The sequence below is a fragment of the Methylotenera versatilis 301 genome (genome assembly GCF_000093025.1).
GTDB classification, from domain to species: Bacteria; Pseudomonadota; Gammaproteobacteria; order Burkholderiales; family Methylophilaceae; genus Methylotenera; species Methylotenera versatilis.
Window position 1 is genome coordinate 1720284 of the sequence record NC_014207.1, and the last position, 17264, is coordinate 1737547.

At 41.9% G+C, this 17264-nt stretch carries 15 protein-coding genes; 2 read left to right on the plus strand and 13 right to left on the minus strand.

Features of this window, described 5'->3' with window-relative positions; genetic code table 11:
- Positions 1-5 precede the first annotated feature (5 nt).
- The gene (locus M301_RS07855; RefSeq protein ID WP_013148231.1) at positions 6-3137 is read left to right on the plus strand and encodes an efflux RND transporter permease subunit; all 3132 of its coding nucleotides are present in this window, start codon (positions 6-8) and stop codon (positions 3135-3137) included.
- Between the two features lie 12 nt (positions 3138-3149).
- Here M301_RS07855 and M301_RS07860 read toward each other — a convergent pair whose 3' ends face one another.
- Genes M301_RS07860 through M301_RS07880 form a run of 5 tightly spaced genes read right to left on the minus strand, consistent with a single transcriptional unit; the run spans position 3150 to position 7730 of the window.
- Positions 3150-3521, minus strand: a complete 372-nt coding sequence (locus M301_RS07860; RefSeq protein ID WP_013148232.1) for a 4a-hydroxytetrahydrobiopterin dehydratase — start codon at positions 3519-3521, stop codon at positions 3150-3152.
- Positions 3522-3531: 10 nt separating this feature from the next.
- The gene (locus M301_RS07865; protein WP_013148233.1) at positions 3532-4170 is read right to left on the minus strand and encodes an amino acid kinase family protein; all 639 of its coding nucleotides are present in this window, start codon (positions 4168-4170) and stop codon (positions 3532-3534) included.
- A 22-nt stretch (positions 4171-4192) separates the two neighbouring features.
- Complete coding sequence (pabB, locus tag M301_RS07870; protein ID WP_013148234.1) at positions 4193-5599, minus strand: aminodeoxychorismate synthase component I; 1407 nt, start codon at positions 5597-5599, stop codon at positions 4193-4195.
- A gap of 8 nt (positions 5600-5607) precedes the next feature.
- Positions 5608-6687 (minus strand): hydantoinase/oxoprolinase family protein, encoded by a 1080-nt coding sequence (locus M301_RS07875; protein WP_013148235.1) that lies wholly within the window; start codon positions 6685-6687, stop codon positions 5608-5610.
- The gene (locus M301_RS07880; protein WP_013148236.1) at positions 6684-7730 is read right to left on the minus strand and encodes an ATP-grasp domain-containing protein; all 1047 of its coding nucleotides are present in this window, start codon (positions 7728-7730) and stop codon (positions 6684-6686) included. Before M301_RS07880 ends, M301_RS07875 begins: the two co-directional genes overlap by 4 nt.
- Before the next feature lies 1 nt (position 7731).
- Between M301_RS07880 and M301_RS07885 the strand changes: the two genes are divergently transcribed.
- Entirely contained in the window at positions 7732-8442 is a 711-nt protein-coding gene (locus M301_RS07885; RefSeq protein ID WP_013148237.1) for a HisA/HisF-related TIM barrel protein, read from the plus strand.
- An 81-nt stretch (positions 8443-8523) separates the two neighbouring features.
- Here M301_RS07885 and hxlB read toward each other — a convergent pair whose 3' ends face one another.
- The 8 genes from hxlB to M301_RS07925 all read right to left on the minus strand — a co-directional run bounded on the left by hxlB (position 8524) and on the right by M301_RS07925 (position 17248).
- The gene (hxlB, locus tag M301_RS07890; RefSeq protein ID WP_013148238.1) at positions 8524-9063 is read right to left on the minus strand and encodes a 6-phospho-3-hexuloisomerase; all 540 of its coding nucleotides are present in this window, start codon (positions 9061-9063) and stop codon (positions 8524-8526) included.
- A 169-nt stretch (positions 9064-9232) separates the two neighbouring features.
- On the minus strand, positions 9233-9865 hold the full coding sequence (gene hxlA, locus M301_RS07895) for a 3-hexulose-6-phosphate synthase (protein WP_013148239.1): 633 nt from the start codon (positions 9863-9865) through the stop codon (positions 9233-9235).
- A gap of 220 nt (positions 9866-10085) precedes the next feature.
- Positions 10086-11039 (minus strand): transaldolase, encoded by a 954-nt coding sequence (tal, locus tag M301_RS07900; protein ID WP_013148240.1) that lies wholly within the window; start codon positions 11037-11039, stop codon positions 10086-10088.
- A gap of 236 nt (positions 11040-11275) precedes the next feature.
- The gene (locus tag M301_RS07905) at positions 11276-13240 is read right to left on the minus strand and encodes a CHASE2 domain-containing protein (RefSeq protein WP_013148241.1); all 1965 of its coding nucleotides are present in this window, start codon (positions 13238-13240) and stop codon (positions 11276-11278) included.
- Between the two features lie 48 nt (positions 13241-13288).
- A complete protein-coding gene (locus tag M301_RS07910; protein WP_013148242.1) occupies positions 13289-14626 on the minus strand; it encodes a FecR family protein in 1338 nt (445 codons plus the stop codon).
- Between the two features lie 6 nt (positions 14627-14632).
- Positions 14633-15340, minus strand: a complete 708-nt coding sequence (locus tag M301_RS07915; protein ID WP_013148243.1) for a response regulator transcription factor — start codon at positions 15338-15340, stop codon at positions 14633-14635.
- A gap of 154 nt (positions 15341-15494) precedes the next feature.
- Positions 15495-16355 (minus strand): triphosphoribosyl-dephospho-CoA synthase, encoded by an 861-nt coding sequence (locus tag M301_RS07920; protein ID WP_013148244.1) that lies wholly within the window; start codon positions 16353-16355, stop codon positions 15495-15497.
- Positions 16349-17248 carry an ATP-grasp domain-containing protein gene (locus M301_RS07925; RefSeq protein ID WP_013148245.1) on the minus strand — a complete coding sequence of 300 codons (900 nt, stop codon included), beginning with the start codon at positions 17246-17248 and terminating at the stop codon, positions 16349-16351. The genes M301_RS07920 and M301_RS07925 overlap by 7 nt, the downstream gene beginning before the upstream one ends.
- Between the last annotated feature and the right edge of the window lie 16 nt (positions 17249-17264).

The following is a 17264-nucleotide window of genomic DNA, read 5'->3' on the forward strand; positions in this document are numbered from 1 at the left end:
CTATCATGATGTCCGCCCTCGTCCGTTTTTCCATTCGCTTTCATGGCGTAGTTATTGGCTTGGCATGCCTGCTCATCGTGTATGGCATATATGGTCTTAGCCGCACAAATTTAGACGTCTTTCCAGAATTTTCACCTACACAAGTTGTTATACAAACTGAATCGCCGGGTTTATCTTCTAACCTAGTAGAACAGTTAGTCACGCAACCGATAGAAACCACGCTCTCAGGTACAGTAGGGGTTGAGTCTATGCGCTCTCAATCTATTCCTGGCCTGTCTGTTATCACTATTGTTTTTGATGAACATACTGATATATATCGCAATAGACAAGTGGTGGCTGAGCGATTAGCCACACTGAACAATCAATTACCAAAAAATATCGTGCCTAATATCACCCCATTGGCATCAAGCGCCAGTACGGTTCTAGGGATGGGCATTACCTCAGACAAACGTAGCTTGATGGAGCTACGCACGTTGGTGGATTGGACAATTCGCCCACACATTATGGCGGTGCCTGGCGTGGCAGATGTGAACGTATTGGGTGGGGATGTACGGCAATTTCAGATTCTGGTGGACCCTAGCAAACTCATACGCTACAACTTATCGATTCAAGAAGTACTGACAGCAACGGCACGTGTCACAGGCGTACGCGGCGCGGGTTATATTGAAAATAATAATCAACGTATTTTAATTAATACAGAAGGCCAAGCTAAAAACATAGGTCAGCTTGGGCAAATGCCTATTGTGCACCGTAATGGTCAAACAGTACGTTTGAGCGACTTAGGCCAAGTAGTTGAGGGCGCGGCACCAGCCATTAGTGCCGCTGCTATTAACGGCAAAGAAGGTGTGTACTTTTCTGTACAAGGTCAATTGGGCGCTAATACTAAAGCGGTGACCGAGGCGGTTGAAAAAGCCATGCGCGAGCTGTCACCAGAATTAAAAGCACAGCAAATCACGTTTTATCCTGCACTGTTCCGCCCTGCTAGCTTTATCGAAACCGCAATCGATGGCGTTAAGACTGATATTTTGATTGGTTCAACGCTAGTCATTGCCGTGTTATTTTTATTTCTGTTTAATGTACGAACCGCGTTTATTTCTGCCACGGCTATTCCACTTTCACTACTCGCAGCCACCATCGTGCTAGGCTACTTCGGCACTGGTTTGAACATTATGGTGCTAGGCGGCTTAGCGATTGCATTGGGCGAAGTGGTCGATGATGCGATTATTGACACTGAGAATATTTTTAGACGCTTGCGTGAAAATCGGCTGTTAACTAACCCTCAGCCTGCACATCAAGTCGTATTTAATGCCTCTATGGAAGTGCGTAGCTCGGTTGTGTACGCCACGATTATTGTCGTGCTGGTATTTTTACCGCTACTAACGCTATCAGGTGTAGCAGGCAAACTGTTTGCACCTTTGGGCTATGCTTATATCAGTGCGATTGTAGCTTCTTTAGTGGTAGCCCTCACATTAACGCCTGCGCTGTGTTATATATTTTTTTCTCGCGGAAAATTAGACAGTAGCGACCCACCACTCATTGCTTGGATGAAAAAAGGTTACGTCCGATTATTGCAACGCATTGAACGTAATTACGTGATGGTGATTAGCCTGACAACCATCGTCATTGCACTAGGCCTAGGTATTTTGCCTTTATTTAAAAGCCAGTTTATCCCAAATCTGCATGAAGGCCATTACATCATGCACATGACTGCTGTGCCTGGAACGTCGGCGCGAGAGTCTTTACGTATAGGTGAAAAAGTTGCTGCGGTTGTTGGCCACATCAAAGGTGTTAAATCAGTGACGCAATGGGTTGGTCGCGCGCCTAATGCAGCAGATACGTTTGGCACACACTATAGCGAGTTTGAGGTGGAGTTAGATAGCTTGTCAGGCCCTGAACAAAACCGCGTGCTCGATAATATTCGCGAAGAATTAGCGGGCGAAGCTGTAGATGACGACAATGATGGCAAAGCTGAAACAGGCTTTATTGGCGTGACCTTTGCCATCAACACTTTTTTAACTGAACGTATTGAAGAAACCATTTCGGGCTTTACCGCCGCCATGGTAATTAATATTCATGGGCAAGATTTAGATGCTTTAGACCGCGATGCCCGCGAAGTGGCCAACATACTTAGCAGTATTCCAGGCGCGTCAGAAATACAAATTCAATCTCCACCAGGCACCCCAGAACTTACAATACGCTTACGACCAGAACGGCTTGCCTTGTATGGTTTACAATCGCTTGATGTACTAGAAAACATTCAAGCAGCTTATGAGGGTGTACAAGCTTCTCAAATCTATCAAGGCAATCAAGTGACCAGCGTGAATGTGATGTTCAGCCGTTCAGTACGAGATGATTTGCGTGAAATTGGCTCACTACCTCTTAAAAATCCTGACGGTAAGATTATTTATCTCAAGGATGTAGCAGACATTAGCCAAGAAAATGGCCGTTCAAAAATTCTACATGCAGGGGCTAAACGTATCCAAACCGTCACTTGCAACATCCATAATCGTGACATTGCCAGCTTTGCCAGGGAAATGAAAAAGCGTATTAAAACTGAAGTCCAATTATCATCTGGCAATTTTGTGACTTATACAGGCGAAGCTGAAGCCAATGCAAAATCTCGTGAAGACTTAATTGTGCACTCATTGCTCGCAGCGGTTGGTATATTCCTAATGTTGTATATCGCCTTTGGCAGATTACGCAATTTACTGCTCACTTTTGCTAACCTACCCTTCGCACTGATTGGCGGCGTGATTGCAGCCATGTTTACCGGTGGTTGGATTTCATTAGGTTCTTTAGTTGGCTTTGTCACATTATTTGGCATCACGCTTAGAAACTCAATCATGATGGTATCTCACTATCAACACCTGATTGACGAAGAAAACTGTGTTTGGGGACTAGAAACCTGCATACGTGGGGCATCTGAACGCCTACCATCAATATTAATGACTGCACTAGTAACGGCGCTGGGCTTACTACCTTTAGCCATTGGCAGCGGCCAACCAGGACGAGAAATCGAAGGTCCAATGGCGACGATTATCGTTGGGGGTTTAGTGACTTCTACGATTTTAAACTTGTTAATACTGCCCACGATTATGTTGCATTTCGGGCAGTTTAAAAAAGAGAGATTTACATAGTAGCTATTAAAGTTAATCGTATTTAATATACTTAAAACGCGCATCTTCATTAGGTGTGCCTTCTAGCACACCACCTTCTAATGCCGGTTGCCAAGCAATCACTGATTCAATCTTCGTTGCTAACTCAAAGTCTTTATCTGTGATGCCTTTAGCGTCATGGGTGCACAACTTCACAATTACAAATGCATAAGAAACTGTTAAATCTGGATGATGCCATGCCGCTTCAGCCAAATGCCCTACCGTATTCACCACCATGAGCGTGGCTTTCCAGCCGCTAGTTCTATACTTACGGCGTATCCAGCCATTCTCTAAAAACCAATGCGGCAGTTCAGCCTTTAATTTCTCTTCAACTTCTTGGTCTGAATACACTTTACTTGTCGTCATAACATCACCTTTAACTGATTATATTATTGAGCTGCAAGCCTTTTTCTTGCAGCTTTTGAACACTAAAACCTTGCTCAAAAATTGAGTAATCTGCTTTATTTAATGCCCATGTTTGAAAACTCTTATCCGCGGAAAAATTAACAAATTGACTATCTATCAATTCATCATCTACTAAATGCTGTAACTTGCTTGGCGCTTCTTTTTGATAGGTGATTAAAGACTTAGACTTCACCAATATCAACTGTTCCGCGTCTAATTTATTGGCAAGCCACGCGCTCAAACTATCGGATGTCACCTGCCAGTTTTGCGGAATGCTTGTATCAGCCAAGGCCATTTTGCTGGGTAGCCACACTATGCCTCGATGTTGCCAGCCGCGCTCCGCTAGCTCCAACTCACTACTGGCGGTAACCAAGCTAGGGTTCATACTCGCAAGCAATATGCCAAACTGATCCATTGCTAAAAGTGCTAATTGATGTGCGACTTCATCGCTAGCATTTGAAATTTGCTGCGCCTCGCGCACAGAGTTTGCAAACAAACCGCCACCAGGCACAATCACCACTTTACCGTCACCAAATTTTACTAGCAACTCTAACCAGTGCGCCAGTTCTGGTGCGCCAAGCAAACTACCGCCTAGTTTGATTACCCACATGTGACTACCCTCAAAGGCTTACCTACTTCCCATGCGTAAAAAATCGCATAGTCTTCATCATACTTGAAGCTTTATCCAAAGTTTCAGCATATTCTTTTTCTAAAACTGAATCTGCCACAATGCCACCACCAGCGTAAAAATTGATTTCACCTGAGCCATTCTCATCTTGCGAATAGACAGCAGTACGAATCGCAATATTCGTATCCATATTGCCATCAAAGCCAATATAGCCAATGGCGCCACAATAAACGCCGCGTCGGTTGGGTTCTAATTCTTCAATAATTTGCATGGATCTTAACTTTGGCGCACCTGTAATCGATCCGCCGGGAAAACAACCGCGGAGTAAATCAATGACAGATTTGCCCGGTTTTAATATTCCAGTGACGATACTGACCAGATGATGCACGTTAGCAAAGCTTTGTAATAGAAACAGTTTGTCAGCCTTCACTGAGCCAATCTCGCAACTCTTACTGATATCGTTACGCAATAAATCAACAATCATCAAGTTTTCAGCACGGTCTTTAATGCTCGCTTGTAAATCATCTGCATATTGCTGATCTTGCTCAGCATCTTCAGAACGCGGCCTAGTGCCTTTAATTGGTCGAGTTTCGACATGGTTGCCTATCACCTGCAAAAATCGCTCTGGCGACCCTGAAAGCACCTGCAAATGACCAAAATTCATATAAGCCATAAACGGTGCTGGGCTAATTTCCCTTAACTTATTATAAGCAACCCAAGCATTTCCATGTGCTTTGGCCGAGAAACGTTGCGCTAAATTCACTTGGTAGCAATCACCTTCAATAATGTAACGTTTAATCGCATTAAAAGCCTTGGCGTACTGGCTAAAGTCCATATTGCTGCTGACAGCAGTTGTTAACTCAAAGGAACCTAAATTTTGTGACGCTATAGGCGCATCAAACAAGGCGCATAAATCAGCCCAACCATCGCGCGTAGATTGCTGAAAGCCATTTGAAATCAAACAGGCCGTTTTCTCACGATGATCGACTACCACTGCCCAATCGTAAATTCCTACCATCATGTGCGGAATAGTAGGATTGAGTAAACTCAAATTAGGCAAAGTTTCAACCTGTCGCGCTAAATCATAAGCAAAATAGCCAACCGCTCCCCCACAAAATGGCAAAACATTTTGCGCGGCTTTATAAGGAGCCATCAGGCTGTTCAGAATATCGAATGGATTATCCGAACTCACCTCCACGTGACCCTGCCGAGTAATCTCCGTCTTAGTTTTAGCACCATCGTCGACGGTGCTCACTGTGACAAAAGGATCTGCCACAATAATATCATAACGCCCATATTGGCTTTGTGGCTGGCCGCTATCGAGCAGTATCGCCCAGGGTTTGTGACTTAGGCGCTTAAATAACTGCGCTGTATTCACCTGATATTTCAAATTATGTTTAAGCAAATTCATGTCGGATTCTATTGCATTTGATTATTATGGAATGCCAAATTAGCTACAGCATAGGCAGGCAAACAGACAGTTGCCCAATGTTTTAATTCACAATCGTTAGAAGATTGCGAATTAGCAATCAAGTCTGCCACGTCTAAATATGGTAACTTCATACTTTCGGCGATTTCTCGTGCTATAAAACTGCCTGCACCTGCGCCTATGATACTTAATTTGGTATTATTTTTGACGCGTGAAATATGCTTGGTTGCCACTTCTTGCAAACGCGAAACTTGCTGCTGTTTAAATGCTTGTGCTAACGCTACCCAAGTATCTAAAGGCTTATCATCGGCATCGTGCCCTATCATGCGTGCAAGTCGTTTTGTACTTGCATAGACTGTCTTTTCTTTGCCATCTGCGGTGTCTGTCATATCATCTTCGCCAACTAAGTCATCCGTCAATCGGTATACGTCAGCTGTAGCCGCGAAATACTCAGCTGCAACAGACGTAACCGTATCCTCAAACTGAATCTTTTGCGTAAGCGCCATCAGTGGAGTGCGTATCACACCAGTGTAAACCAACTCCTCAGTTTGCATACGTGCAGCGTCGGTTAAGCCCAAGCAAACTGGCTGATGCTCTGCAATCAAAACAAAATCTGAGGTTGTACTGCCAATATCAATGAACAAGGCATGCCCTACTTGCTTGGCAACAAAACCCGCACTTGCCAACCAATTGGCAGAAGCAATATGCTGCCAATGCGCATTCACTTCATCTATCGTTACAAATCCAGCAAAATCTAAATCGGATGCGCCGGTGTAAAAAAGCTTAGCACCTGCAAGTTTTGCATGCATTACGTGGCTAATTTCATTTACACCAGTTTGACGATTAGCAAATAAATCAACAAGCTCGCCTGTCATTGTAATTGCGTGTATTGCCGCTGAAGTAGAAAACTGACTTAACACCTCATCAATGGCTACTTCTAATTCATTCAAACCGCGCCACAACGCACATGGCACTTGAAGTACTCGCAACAAGTTACCTTCAGCATTCAGCATCGCGGCTTTAAGATGCGCCCCGCCTACATCCCAGCCTATAATAGGTGATTTGTTCATAATGCAATTTCAACCATGTTTCTTTGCAACACAGGCATCGTAAATTTGGAGTCTTTAATACTTTCTAAAATTATTTTGGCTGGATTATGCCCAATTGCCTCGCGCAAACCAACATAACTAGTGGTAAGTCGTGGGTTAATTTCAACAACATAAATCTTGTCGTTTTCAGCATCGACAATCACATCAACACCTATATATCCAGATGCGTCTGGTAACATTTTAGCAACTTTGCGAGCAAGTGTTTCAAACCGTTGCCAATAAGCCTGCATGCCGTTTACCATAACGCCACCTAAGTTAAACGTATCAAAATTAAGGCTGATATTTTGCTTATTACAACTTAATAACCAACCCTTGCCAGCGCGACATAGCATAGACAAGCTCGCAGCAATACCTTGCTGATATGGCTGAATAATATAGTTCAAATATCGATCATCTTGTTTTAGCCAAGACATTAGTTTTTGCAAATCATCAAATACTTTAATACCATCGCAACCAGCACCATCTTCAGGCTTTGCAACCCAACGGCTATGAATAGGGACTTGCAGAGATTTAGCCACAGAAAAAGCTGCATCTTGTACAAAATCATCACCTGCAATGGTAGGTATTGTGAAAATTTTAGCTTCATCTAAAGCTTCGTAAGCTAAAGATTTACTAGTGCCAATTAAAGTAGAATCAAACTCACAACCTAGAAAAATCACATCGGCTTCGTAGCACATCTCGCTTAGTTTCAACAAAGTGCCATTTGACTCTGGGGCAATCAGCCAAACCAAATCAACCTGAGTCAGCATGATTTTAAAGTTATCTTCGAAGTTGCTATCAACTTGCAAACTGCTTTTAACTAAGGGCGACGCCGCTAATCTATTATCATGTGTTGTCACAATTTCATAACCATCAACCTCAATCAAGTCCGCCAGCAACGCATCACGCATTAACGTACCCTCTTGAACCAGCGATGCAGGCAATGCCTCTGCACATAAGCCGCCACCAGTGATAAACTCGCATACAAACAGTTTTAATAGCGGTTCTATTTTAGGCGATTCCATTTTGAAAGTTATTCCAGTAATCGATTTATTAAATGGCGTGGTGGTTCATGCAAAAAAAGGTGACCGAGCAACATATCAAGCGATACATTCTCAGCTTACACCATCATCGCAACCATTAGATATTGTAGCGGCTTTATTAGATGTTTATCCGTTTCAGCAGCTCTATATTGCGGACTTAAATGCCATTCAAAAGCTAGACGCTAACTACAAAAATAATTATAACGTGATTGCCTCCATTAAAGAGCGCTACTCTGCGCTTGAGTTGTGGGTGGATGCCGGCATTAGCAACAACGCCGAACTGAGTCTTTGGCTGGAGCTCGATACTCGCTTAATAATCGGCAGTGAAAACTTCCCTCATATCAACAATTACACTTCGCTTAATATTCAAGACAAAAACTATATTTTATCGTTAGATTTCATGCCTCTTGCCTACCAAGGTCCAGTAGAACTGCTTACCAATATAGAATATTGGCCACAGGATGTAATTGTGATGTCTCTAAGCAATGTTGGGGCAAATAATGGTACGAATATAGATTTGCTGCAAAAGACTATGGCACGCGCAAAGAGCTTTAATATCATTGCGGCTGGTGGCATTAGAAATGCCGACGATTTAGTTGCGCTAAAAGAAATGGGGATAAACGCCGCATTACTCGCCACGGCTCTACACCAGAAGCAAATTTCAACTGAGCAACTTGAAAGTATCAAGCAATAAATTTTAAGCCAATAAAAAGCCCGACAAGTCGGGCTTTTAACAAACAAAAATAATTACTTTAAAATAATTACTTTTAGACAATTACTCTAAGTTTGCATGAATTGCACGCATGCCTTCTTCTGTTAAGTCTTTAGCGAAAATCAAATCAGCAATAGCTGCTTCCAAGAATACCAAAGTTGAAAGCTCAAATTGTGAGCCCATTGGCATACCTTTTGTTAGCGGGAAGCTGCTATCGTTACCAATTTGGATAACCAAGTCAGCAACATCTGCCATTGCAGATGATTTCTTCATAGAAACAACAACTAGTTTAGCACCAACAGATTTTGCTTTTTTAACAAAAGGCAATAATGTTTCTGTACCGCCTGAACCTGAAACCAAAAGCAACAAATCACCAGCTTTGATTGCTGGAGTGACCACTTCGCCAATCATGCTGACGTTGTATCCTGCATGCACTAAGCGCATTGCAAAGAAACGTGAAACTAATAGTGAGCGACCTGCACCACCAATGAATGTACGACCAGCACCTTCAACCAGCTTCAAAAGCTCAGCGGCTTTAGAATTGTCTGTTTCAGACAAAATGCTAGTTAATTTATCTAAAATTAGTTTTTGACTGCTACTCATCATTTTTTCCTTAATATTCAAAGGTACTTATTAAATAGTACCGTATTTAAATGCACCGTGATTTACACTTTATTAAAAAAAATCCCGACTCGATTAAGAGTCGGGATTTTTTAATTACTCATGTCAATAATTTCTTATTGGACTTGGTTAATTAAAACCAATGCTTAAATTAAGCGTGAGCAATAGCTGTGATTTCAGCAGCAGAAGCAGCAGGATCAGCAGCACCGTAGATAGCAGCACCAGCTACAATGATAGTAGCGCCAGCATCACGTACTTGTGCAGTTGTAGCAGCTTTAACGCCACCAGCAACTGAGATTTCAACGCCTAGGTTCAAAGCAGCAACCAAAGCTAAGTCAGTGAATGGTGTTTGACCAGCAGCTTGTTGATCTAAACCAGTGTGAACGCCAATGATGTGCGCGCCAGCAGCAGCAACTTCTTTAGTTTTAGCAGCTTTATCAGCAACGTTGATCAAGTCAACTTGAGCTTTTTTGCCGTATTTGTTAGCAACATCGATTACGCCTTTGATTGTACCGATATCAGCACAACCTAGAACTGTACAGATGTCAGCGCCAGCTTTGTAGAATGGCTCAGCTTCGTAGAAACCAGCATCCATTGTTTTTAAGTCAACTAAGATTTTGTTGTTTGGGAATTTAGCGCGCAAAACTTCAAGCAATTTAACACCGTTGTGTTTAATGCAAGGTGTACCGATTTCAAGAATGTCTACGTGTGGTGCAACTAATGTTGCTAATGCAACTGTACCGTCAAAATCTAATGAATCTAAAGCCATTTGTGTTAATGCCATGGTGTTTCTCCGTTTAATAATTTTTTAAAATCTTACTAATTTATTGCTATTTTAGTAAAAAATCCCATTCCAACCTTATCTAAGGCTGAAATGCTAATTTAATACTATAATTTTTTACTACACTAAAAACTGGACACTTATAGTAAATGTCTAGCAAATATAAGTCAATTCTAAACTTGTAACATTACAGTCAAATTACAAAATTTAGAATTTGACTAAATTACAATTTTGCGCTTAAAGCCGCTTCAAGTTTGTTTTGATCCGCAACGAAACCACGGATACCTTCTGACAATTTCTCAATAGCCATTGCATCTTGGTTTAATTCAAAGCGGAACTCTGCTTCAGTCATTTTTGCTGGTGGCGTTTTAGTCACGCCAGTATCTTTCAATACTTGCACTAAAGTACCTTCTGTTGCTGCCAAATCTTGCAATAAGTTTGGAGAAACAGTTAAACGATCACAACCAGCCAATGCAATTAACTCACCAGTGTTACGGAATGAAGCACCCATTACCACTGTTTTATAGCCATGCTCTTTGTAGTATGCATAGATTGCGCGCACTGAAACCACACCTGGATCTGTTTCTTGTGTGTATTCTGTTGTTGGGTTTTTAGCTTTGTACCAGTCTAAAATACGACCAACGAATGGTGAAATCAAGAATACGCCAGCCTCAGCACACGCACGTGCTTGGCCGAAACCGAATAACAATGTTAGGTTACATTGGATGCCTTCTTTTTCAAGAATCTCGCCTGCTTTGATACCTTCCCATGTTGAAGCTAATTTAATCAACACGCGGTCTTTGCTGATACCTGATTCTTCGTAAAGTTTGATTAATTTACGGCCTTTAGCCACCATTGCATCTAAGTTAAAAGATAAACGTGCATCTACTTCAGTTGAGATACGACCTGGTACTTCTTTAGTAATTTCAGCACCAATCAACACCGCTAATTTATCAGCAGCACTGTCAATTTGCTCTGCTTTAGTACCACCTTGTGCTTTTGCATAAGCAATCGCAGTTTCAATTAAAGGTGCGTATTGTGGCAATTGACTTGCTTTTAAAACTAATGATGGATTAGTTGTTGCATCCACTGGTTTTACTGCTTTAATCGCTTCTACATCACCAGTATCAGCCACGATAGTTGTGATTGCTTTGAGTTGGTCTAATAAATTTGCCATTGATTGCCTCCTGAAAATTATTTGAAAGTATTCTTGCTTTCCAAACCTGTTAACTAGGCAAGCTAATTAAATATTTGAAATTGCTGAAGTCATGCATAAAATCTAGTGCAACATTATATCTTAAAATTCTAGCGCTGTCGTTAAATGCGCTGTTTGATTAGCATTTTATGACTAACTAATTTCGCATTGATTGCTAATAGTTAAATTCATTATGTTAATGTTGATTAGATTTTGAGTTAATTTTTTTGCAATTCTAATGGCAAAGTCAAAATAAATGTTGCACCATGACCTAGCTCGCTGCGTACAAAAACACTGCCCCCATGTTTTTGAATGGTCACATCTACAAAATACAGACCCAAACCTGTGCCCTCTGCGGCCTGATGTTCGCCTTCTGCTCGACTAAACCGCTTAAATAACTTAGCGATTCTTTCTGGTTCGATGCCCGGCCCAGCATCAGTAATGCTTAATATTGCTTCGTTATTTTTTTCTTCTAGCTCTACATATATCATGCTTTCTACTGGCGAGTACTTCACTGCATTCAACAAGACATTCGTAACAGCACGCTGCAACAAACCAAAATCACCTTTCAGCCAAAGATTATCGTCAGGCAAATGTGTATTGAGTATTATTTTCTTTGAATGTGCAACTGCGTAAACATCATCCAAGGCTTGTTGAACGAGACTCACCAAATCTAAATCTTGGAATTTACTCACATCCGCCATTTCGGCTCGAGATGACTGCAGAAAATTATCTGCCATAGAGAGCGATTTATTGAGCATATTGGTAATACGTGGCAAATTCTTTTGATGACCATCATCTTCATTTAGCAACATTATTGCAGCGCCAAGCGGAGCCCGTAGATCATGTGAAATGAAAGATAAGGTATCTCGCCTCACACTATGCAGGTCTCGTAAATGCTTAGAAGCCAATCGCACATTAGAGATGCGTGAACGCATGGAGTCTTGATCATTCTCATACTCCAACTCTTTTTTATCTACACCTAACAAAGCTAAGTCATCATGAAGATTTTTGAGCGCATTATCTAAATAAACTTGAGCGGATTCCAGTTTGCGCCAACTCCATATAGGGTAGGCAAGCAGTATTGCGATTAACGCGCTTGCTGGCGGCACCCAAATATTAAAGAGAGATGGCATCGCGATAGCTATCACCATCACTACAAAATAATATCCAACAATAGAAAGTAAAGATTTTAATGGGCTGAGCTTTGGCAAGAACAGTAATGGAACCAAAGCCAACATAACGCTTATCAAACAAGTAAGCCAAATTGGTACGTTAATAATTAAAGCAGAGTTGCGCATCGCCGCAATAGTATTTGCATGAAACTCAACACCGGGCATGGGCTGCATTTTTGCTGACACTGGCGTAGGCAATACATCCCCCATACCAACAGCAGTTGCGCCAACCAAAACAATTTTATCTTTAAAGAAATGTGGGGGGAATTCTCCAGTGAGCACGTTAATGTAAGAAATACGCCGGAAATGTCCAGGTGGCCCTAGAAACTTAACTCTGCGCTCATCAAGTGAAATTAAGTCATTTGATTTATTTGAAGATACCTTTGTGGGCAACTCACCGCTAGGAAATAGATTGATATTGCTAGGCAGCTCTGTGGCGGCTTGTAATACCGCCTGCGAGAAATGCTGAAGACTTGCTGAACCCAGCCCTTCCCACAAATAGATGCTACGGGCAATACCATCGGCATCCAAAGGCACATGAACTCGCCCTAACGCTGCGGCATGCAGCGCAAAACTTTCCAAAGGTACGCTTTGTTTAATTGGCGAGCCTTTGTATGGCTCCTCAAATAACACTGGCAAAACTACGTTACCAGCCTTTTCTATTGCTTGAGCCAAAGCCATATCAGCTTTGTTATTAGTCAACTCTGGCTCAGAAAAAATAATATCCAAGCCAATTACACGTGCTTGCTCTAGCTTGAGTTTATTAACTAAGTCAGCATGCACATTACGAGACCATGGCCACCTACCTATGCTTTTCAAGCTGGTCTCGTCAATTGCAACAATCACAATGTCAGCTGGTGCGGGCTTAAAAGTGAGGTAACGTCCTAGGTCGTAATGCAGGTTATCAAACCGAACTAACAAACCACTGTAAGCCAGCACTGAAGCAATAAGCGTCAGTATAATGGCTGTAAAAAAACGGTCACTTAGCTGGTTAAATTTAAATAGCACACTGATGGATAATATCTACACTAAAGATCTAAACTTAGACCGCTAGGTTTAACGAGAAAATGTTCTGACGTTTGAAAATTTTTGTGGTTTGCCACCCGACAATGCGGCAACTCGCCAATAAAATACGCCTGCACCAAACGACTGATTAATAGTGAGTTTATTATAAGAACTATGTCGCTCATATAAATTATCAGTAAAGTTAATATCTCGAGCTACTTGTATGAGGTAGCTAGTCGCCATGGGTACGGGAGTCCAGCTTAAATCGGTTGGCGCTAGGGGAATCACCGCACCATCTAAAGGCTCAACCAATTCTAACAAGGGCTCTGGTGGCAATGCTTTAACATGAAAAACATGCGTTGCATCCACACCTTGCAAGCCATGCTGATCTTGTGTTCGTAGTTTCAAGTAATATTGACCATCGGTTAAGTCTGCAAAAACCAACTTGCCTGCCTGAGTCGTTTGCTCATTCAATATTTGTGTAAAGTCCTCATCTAAAGCCAACTGTCCAGTCCATGCAGCGACGCCTTGCTGTGCTGGAAAATCAAACTCAGCAGAGTTATGCTCAAATAACTTTGGTAATGCGCTTACATCTACCGCGCCGGGTAATTGAATCGGCGCTAAAGGTACTTTATTTTTTTCTGCCACGCTACCGTAACCCTTAGCCAGCAAAACCTCTTGACCACTTGCACTAAATGCGACTCGACCTTCCAAAGTTTCTTGCAAAGAAAGACTCTCATCAGCAGTCACTCTAAACTGCGTACCACGAACGGCTGCAACCGCCGATGGGGTTTGTACTTTTAAAGTATTGCCTACGACATGCTCTGGATTAGCGGATACTTGAGTGCGACCTTTGACCAACTTCAAATTCGTTACAAAGGTTTCTTTGCCCACGTATTGATAACTATCTTGAATACTTAAATTAGAATTTGGCTGAATATCAACCTTTGAGCCATCTGCCAAAAGCAACTTTACAAGACTATTTTTACCTATGTTTAAGGAGTCTCCAGATACTAACAAGTCATCTTTTTTCAGTTTATGCGTATTATCACCTGCGATATTACTAGCATTTACATCACCATAAACTAGCAAAACCTGAGCGTTAGTTGGTGTTCTTCTGAGCATTTCAACTGGGATGTTGATGATCTGAGCTGGCTGCAATTTCTTGATGAGCGGATGATGGTTGTATTCTGACAGTGCAATAATATTGGCACGCTTATTTAAATACTTTTGATAAACACGTTCAAAAGAATCGTTTTTAAGAACGCTATAAGCCCAAACTGTCTCTTGGTTTCCCACCGACTTCCACTCGGCACTGACGTCATCAGCATGGCTAACTTCACTAACAAGCAACAGCGTAATACTGAAAATATAAAGAGAATTTTTCATGGTTGACTACTCAGCTCTCTCTAAACGGTAACCTTGCTGATAGATAGAAGTAAGCCTCCATCCATACTCTGGCGTTAACTTCAACTTAGTACGTAAATGACTCACATGCACATCAACCTTACGCGTTTCTATATCGGCGCTTGACCCCCATACCACCTGCATCAGGTGTGCTCTGGATAGCAACACGCCAACGTTCTTCAAAAAATACCACGCCAAATCCAACTCTTTGTCCGTTAGTTTGATTTCCTCGCCATCCAACAAGACCAAGCGCTGCTTTGTATCAATCTTTAAGCCACCTAAATCAAAAACCGTTTCGTTCTTATATTCAGGTTGTGTTCTTCTCAGCAGCGCATTGACGCGTGCCATAATCAACTGGCGGCTGGCTGGCTTCACCATATAATCATCAGCACCTGACTCAATCACACGAACAATGTCATCTTCTGAGCTGCGACCTGTTAAAAAAATAATAGGTGGTAGCTTATTAGATCTGAGCTTGATGCTCACCATCACATCAGGGCCCTCCATGTCGGGTAGTGACCAATCAAAAAGACAAAGGTCATATTGTGAATTAGAAAACTTACGAAGGAAATCTAAGCCCGTAACAAAGTGGTCTACCTCAAAACCTGCTTCGTTAAACCACTCTAAAATTGTTTCAGCATAAGCTAAATCATCCTCTAAAAACGCAACTTTCGGTTTTTTATTAGCTTCCACCATTATTCTTTACTCTCAATTTTTATTTTCTATTTTTTAAATACCAAAAAGAATCCAAATGTTTGATATTTAACATTATTCTTGTAAATTATCATTAATTTACATTCTAAACAATATACTCTTTTAGGCTAAAAACCCCAACAAAAACTCAGATTTTCTAAACAATTTCCTCAAAATTACTCACCATTAAGCACGTCACCGTTAAATCTGCACTAGTACCGGGATTGATGTTACGAGACTTTAAAGATGCATCCCATGCTAATAAATGCTTTTGTACTAATTTTGGGTTTTCCGTCGCCCAATGAAGGGATTGTAGGTCTATCGCCTCTTGCATAACTTCTTTAGCTAACGCTTCACCGTACTTACGGATGACATGGCTATCTAATTGTCTTGCTAAAAAGCCTAAATACAGTGCGGTGGTAGCCCAAGCTTGGTTATTCCACTTATGCATTGCTTTGTTGTAATGCGGCAAACCAAACTCAAACACATCGGCAAAACCATTTGCATATTGCCAGGCAATGCGGTCTTTATCCTGTGCTGAAGCCATCATCTCTAGCAAGCTCACAATAGAGGGTTCGTGAACATCGTTGACGTTAGAGTTACCTAACCCTCCTGGATTTGCCAACACAATCGCTTGCCCAGTTAAAGTAGCGTCTTCCACAGTCAACTGACTTAAAGTGAAACCCAAACGCTGCTGCAAATTTTGATTTGCGCCTTCGGAAATCTGATTAACATGTAAAGCTGCATGAATCAAAGGCGCACAGAGTAAAATGATACCTAAATTAGTATTCATCCCTACTGCCATTTGCGTGGCTTTTACTGATTGAAATATCCGCTCGCCCACACTTAAGTTGGCTTGGGCGATAACTGCTGCCGAAGCATCCGCGCTCTTGATAAAATCATGTATTCTCATACCATGACCATCGGCAAACACATGTACGTTACCTGGCTTTAATGCCTCTAGCTCAGCCATGCAGGCACTTCGATAGGCATGCGCTAATTTTGCTGAAGTCAACATTGTGAAATCTCTAATTTACAGAAAAAATCATCGACTAATAATTGTGCAATATCAACCTTAGACACACTCTGCAAGCCTTTCCAGGCTGGTACACTATTGACTTCCAAGACATAATATTCACCCGAAATAGACTGAATAATATCAACACCACAATAATCAATGTCAAGTGCTAAGGCGGCTTGTATAGCTAGCGTTGTCATCTCGTGATTGGCATCTAGCTGAACGCTTTCACAGCGACCACCTGCCGCAACGTTATTTACCCAACTACTCCCTATGCGCCTCATGGCTGCGACCACTTTGCCATGAATAACAAATACGCGATAATCATGCGGCGCATCGCCAGTTTCAATGAATTGCTGAAAATAATAGACGCCATCGACAAATTGCTGCATAGGCACTGGTAATGGTTCATTGGCTAATAGCTTGCGAACACCCAACCCTTGAGAACCAAACAAGGGTTTTAAGACTAAAGTTTGATTATTTTGATGGGCGATTTGACGAAAGCTTTCGACTTGCGCTTTGGACTCGCTGACCCAAGTTGCGGGTGTAGCCACACCATTTTTCTGCAACAAAAAGCTAGTCATCGCTTTATCTACGGTACGCTCAATAGCTTTGACATCGTTATAGATATTGACTTTGAGCATAGACAGCATGTGTAAAACGTTTAAACGCGTAATCACTTGCTGCATGGTGCCGCCAGAAACACCGCGGACGAAAACCGCAGGTGGCAGAGTGTCGAAATTGGGGATTTGAATACTAGGCTGAGCGCCATTCAAATTGATGACACAGTCTTGCAACGAGACGTAAACTGCTTCTACATTATGTTTAGCAAAAGCTTCTTTTAAACGCGCGCCATGCCAGCCTGGGTCATCAGTAAAGATTGGGATTTTCAAAACAACTCACTACATA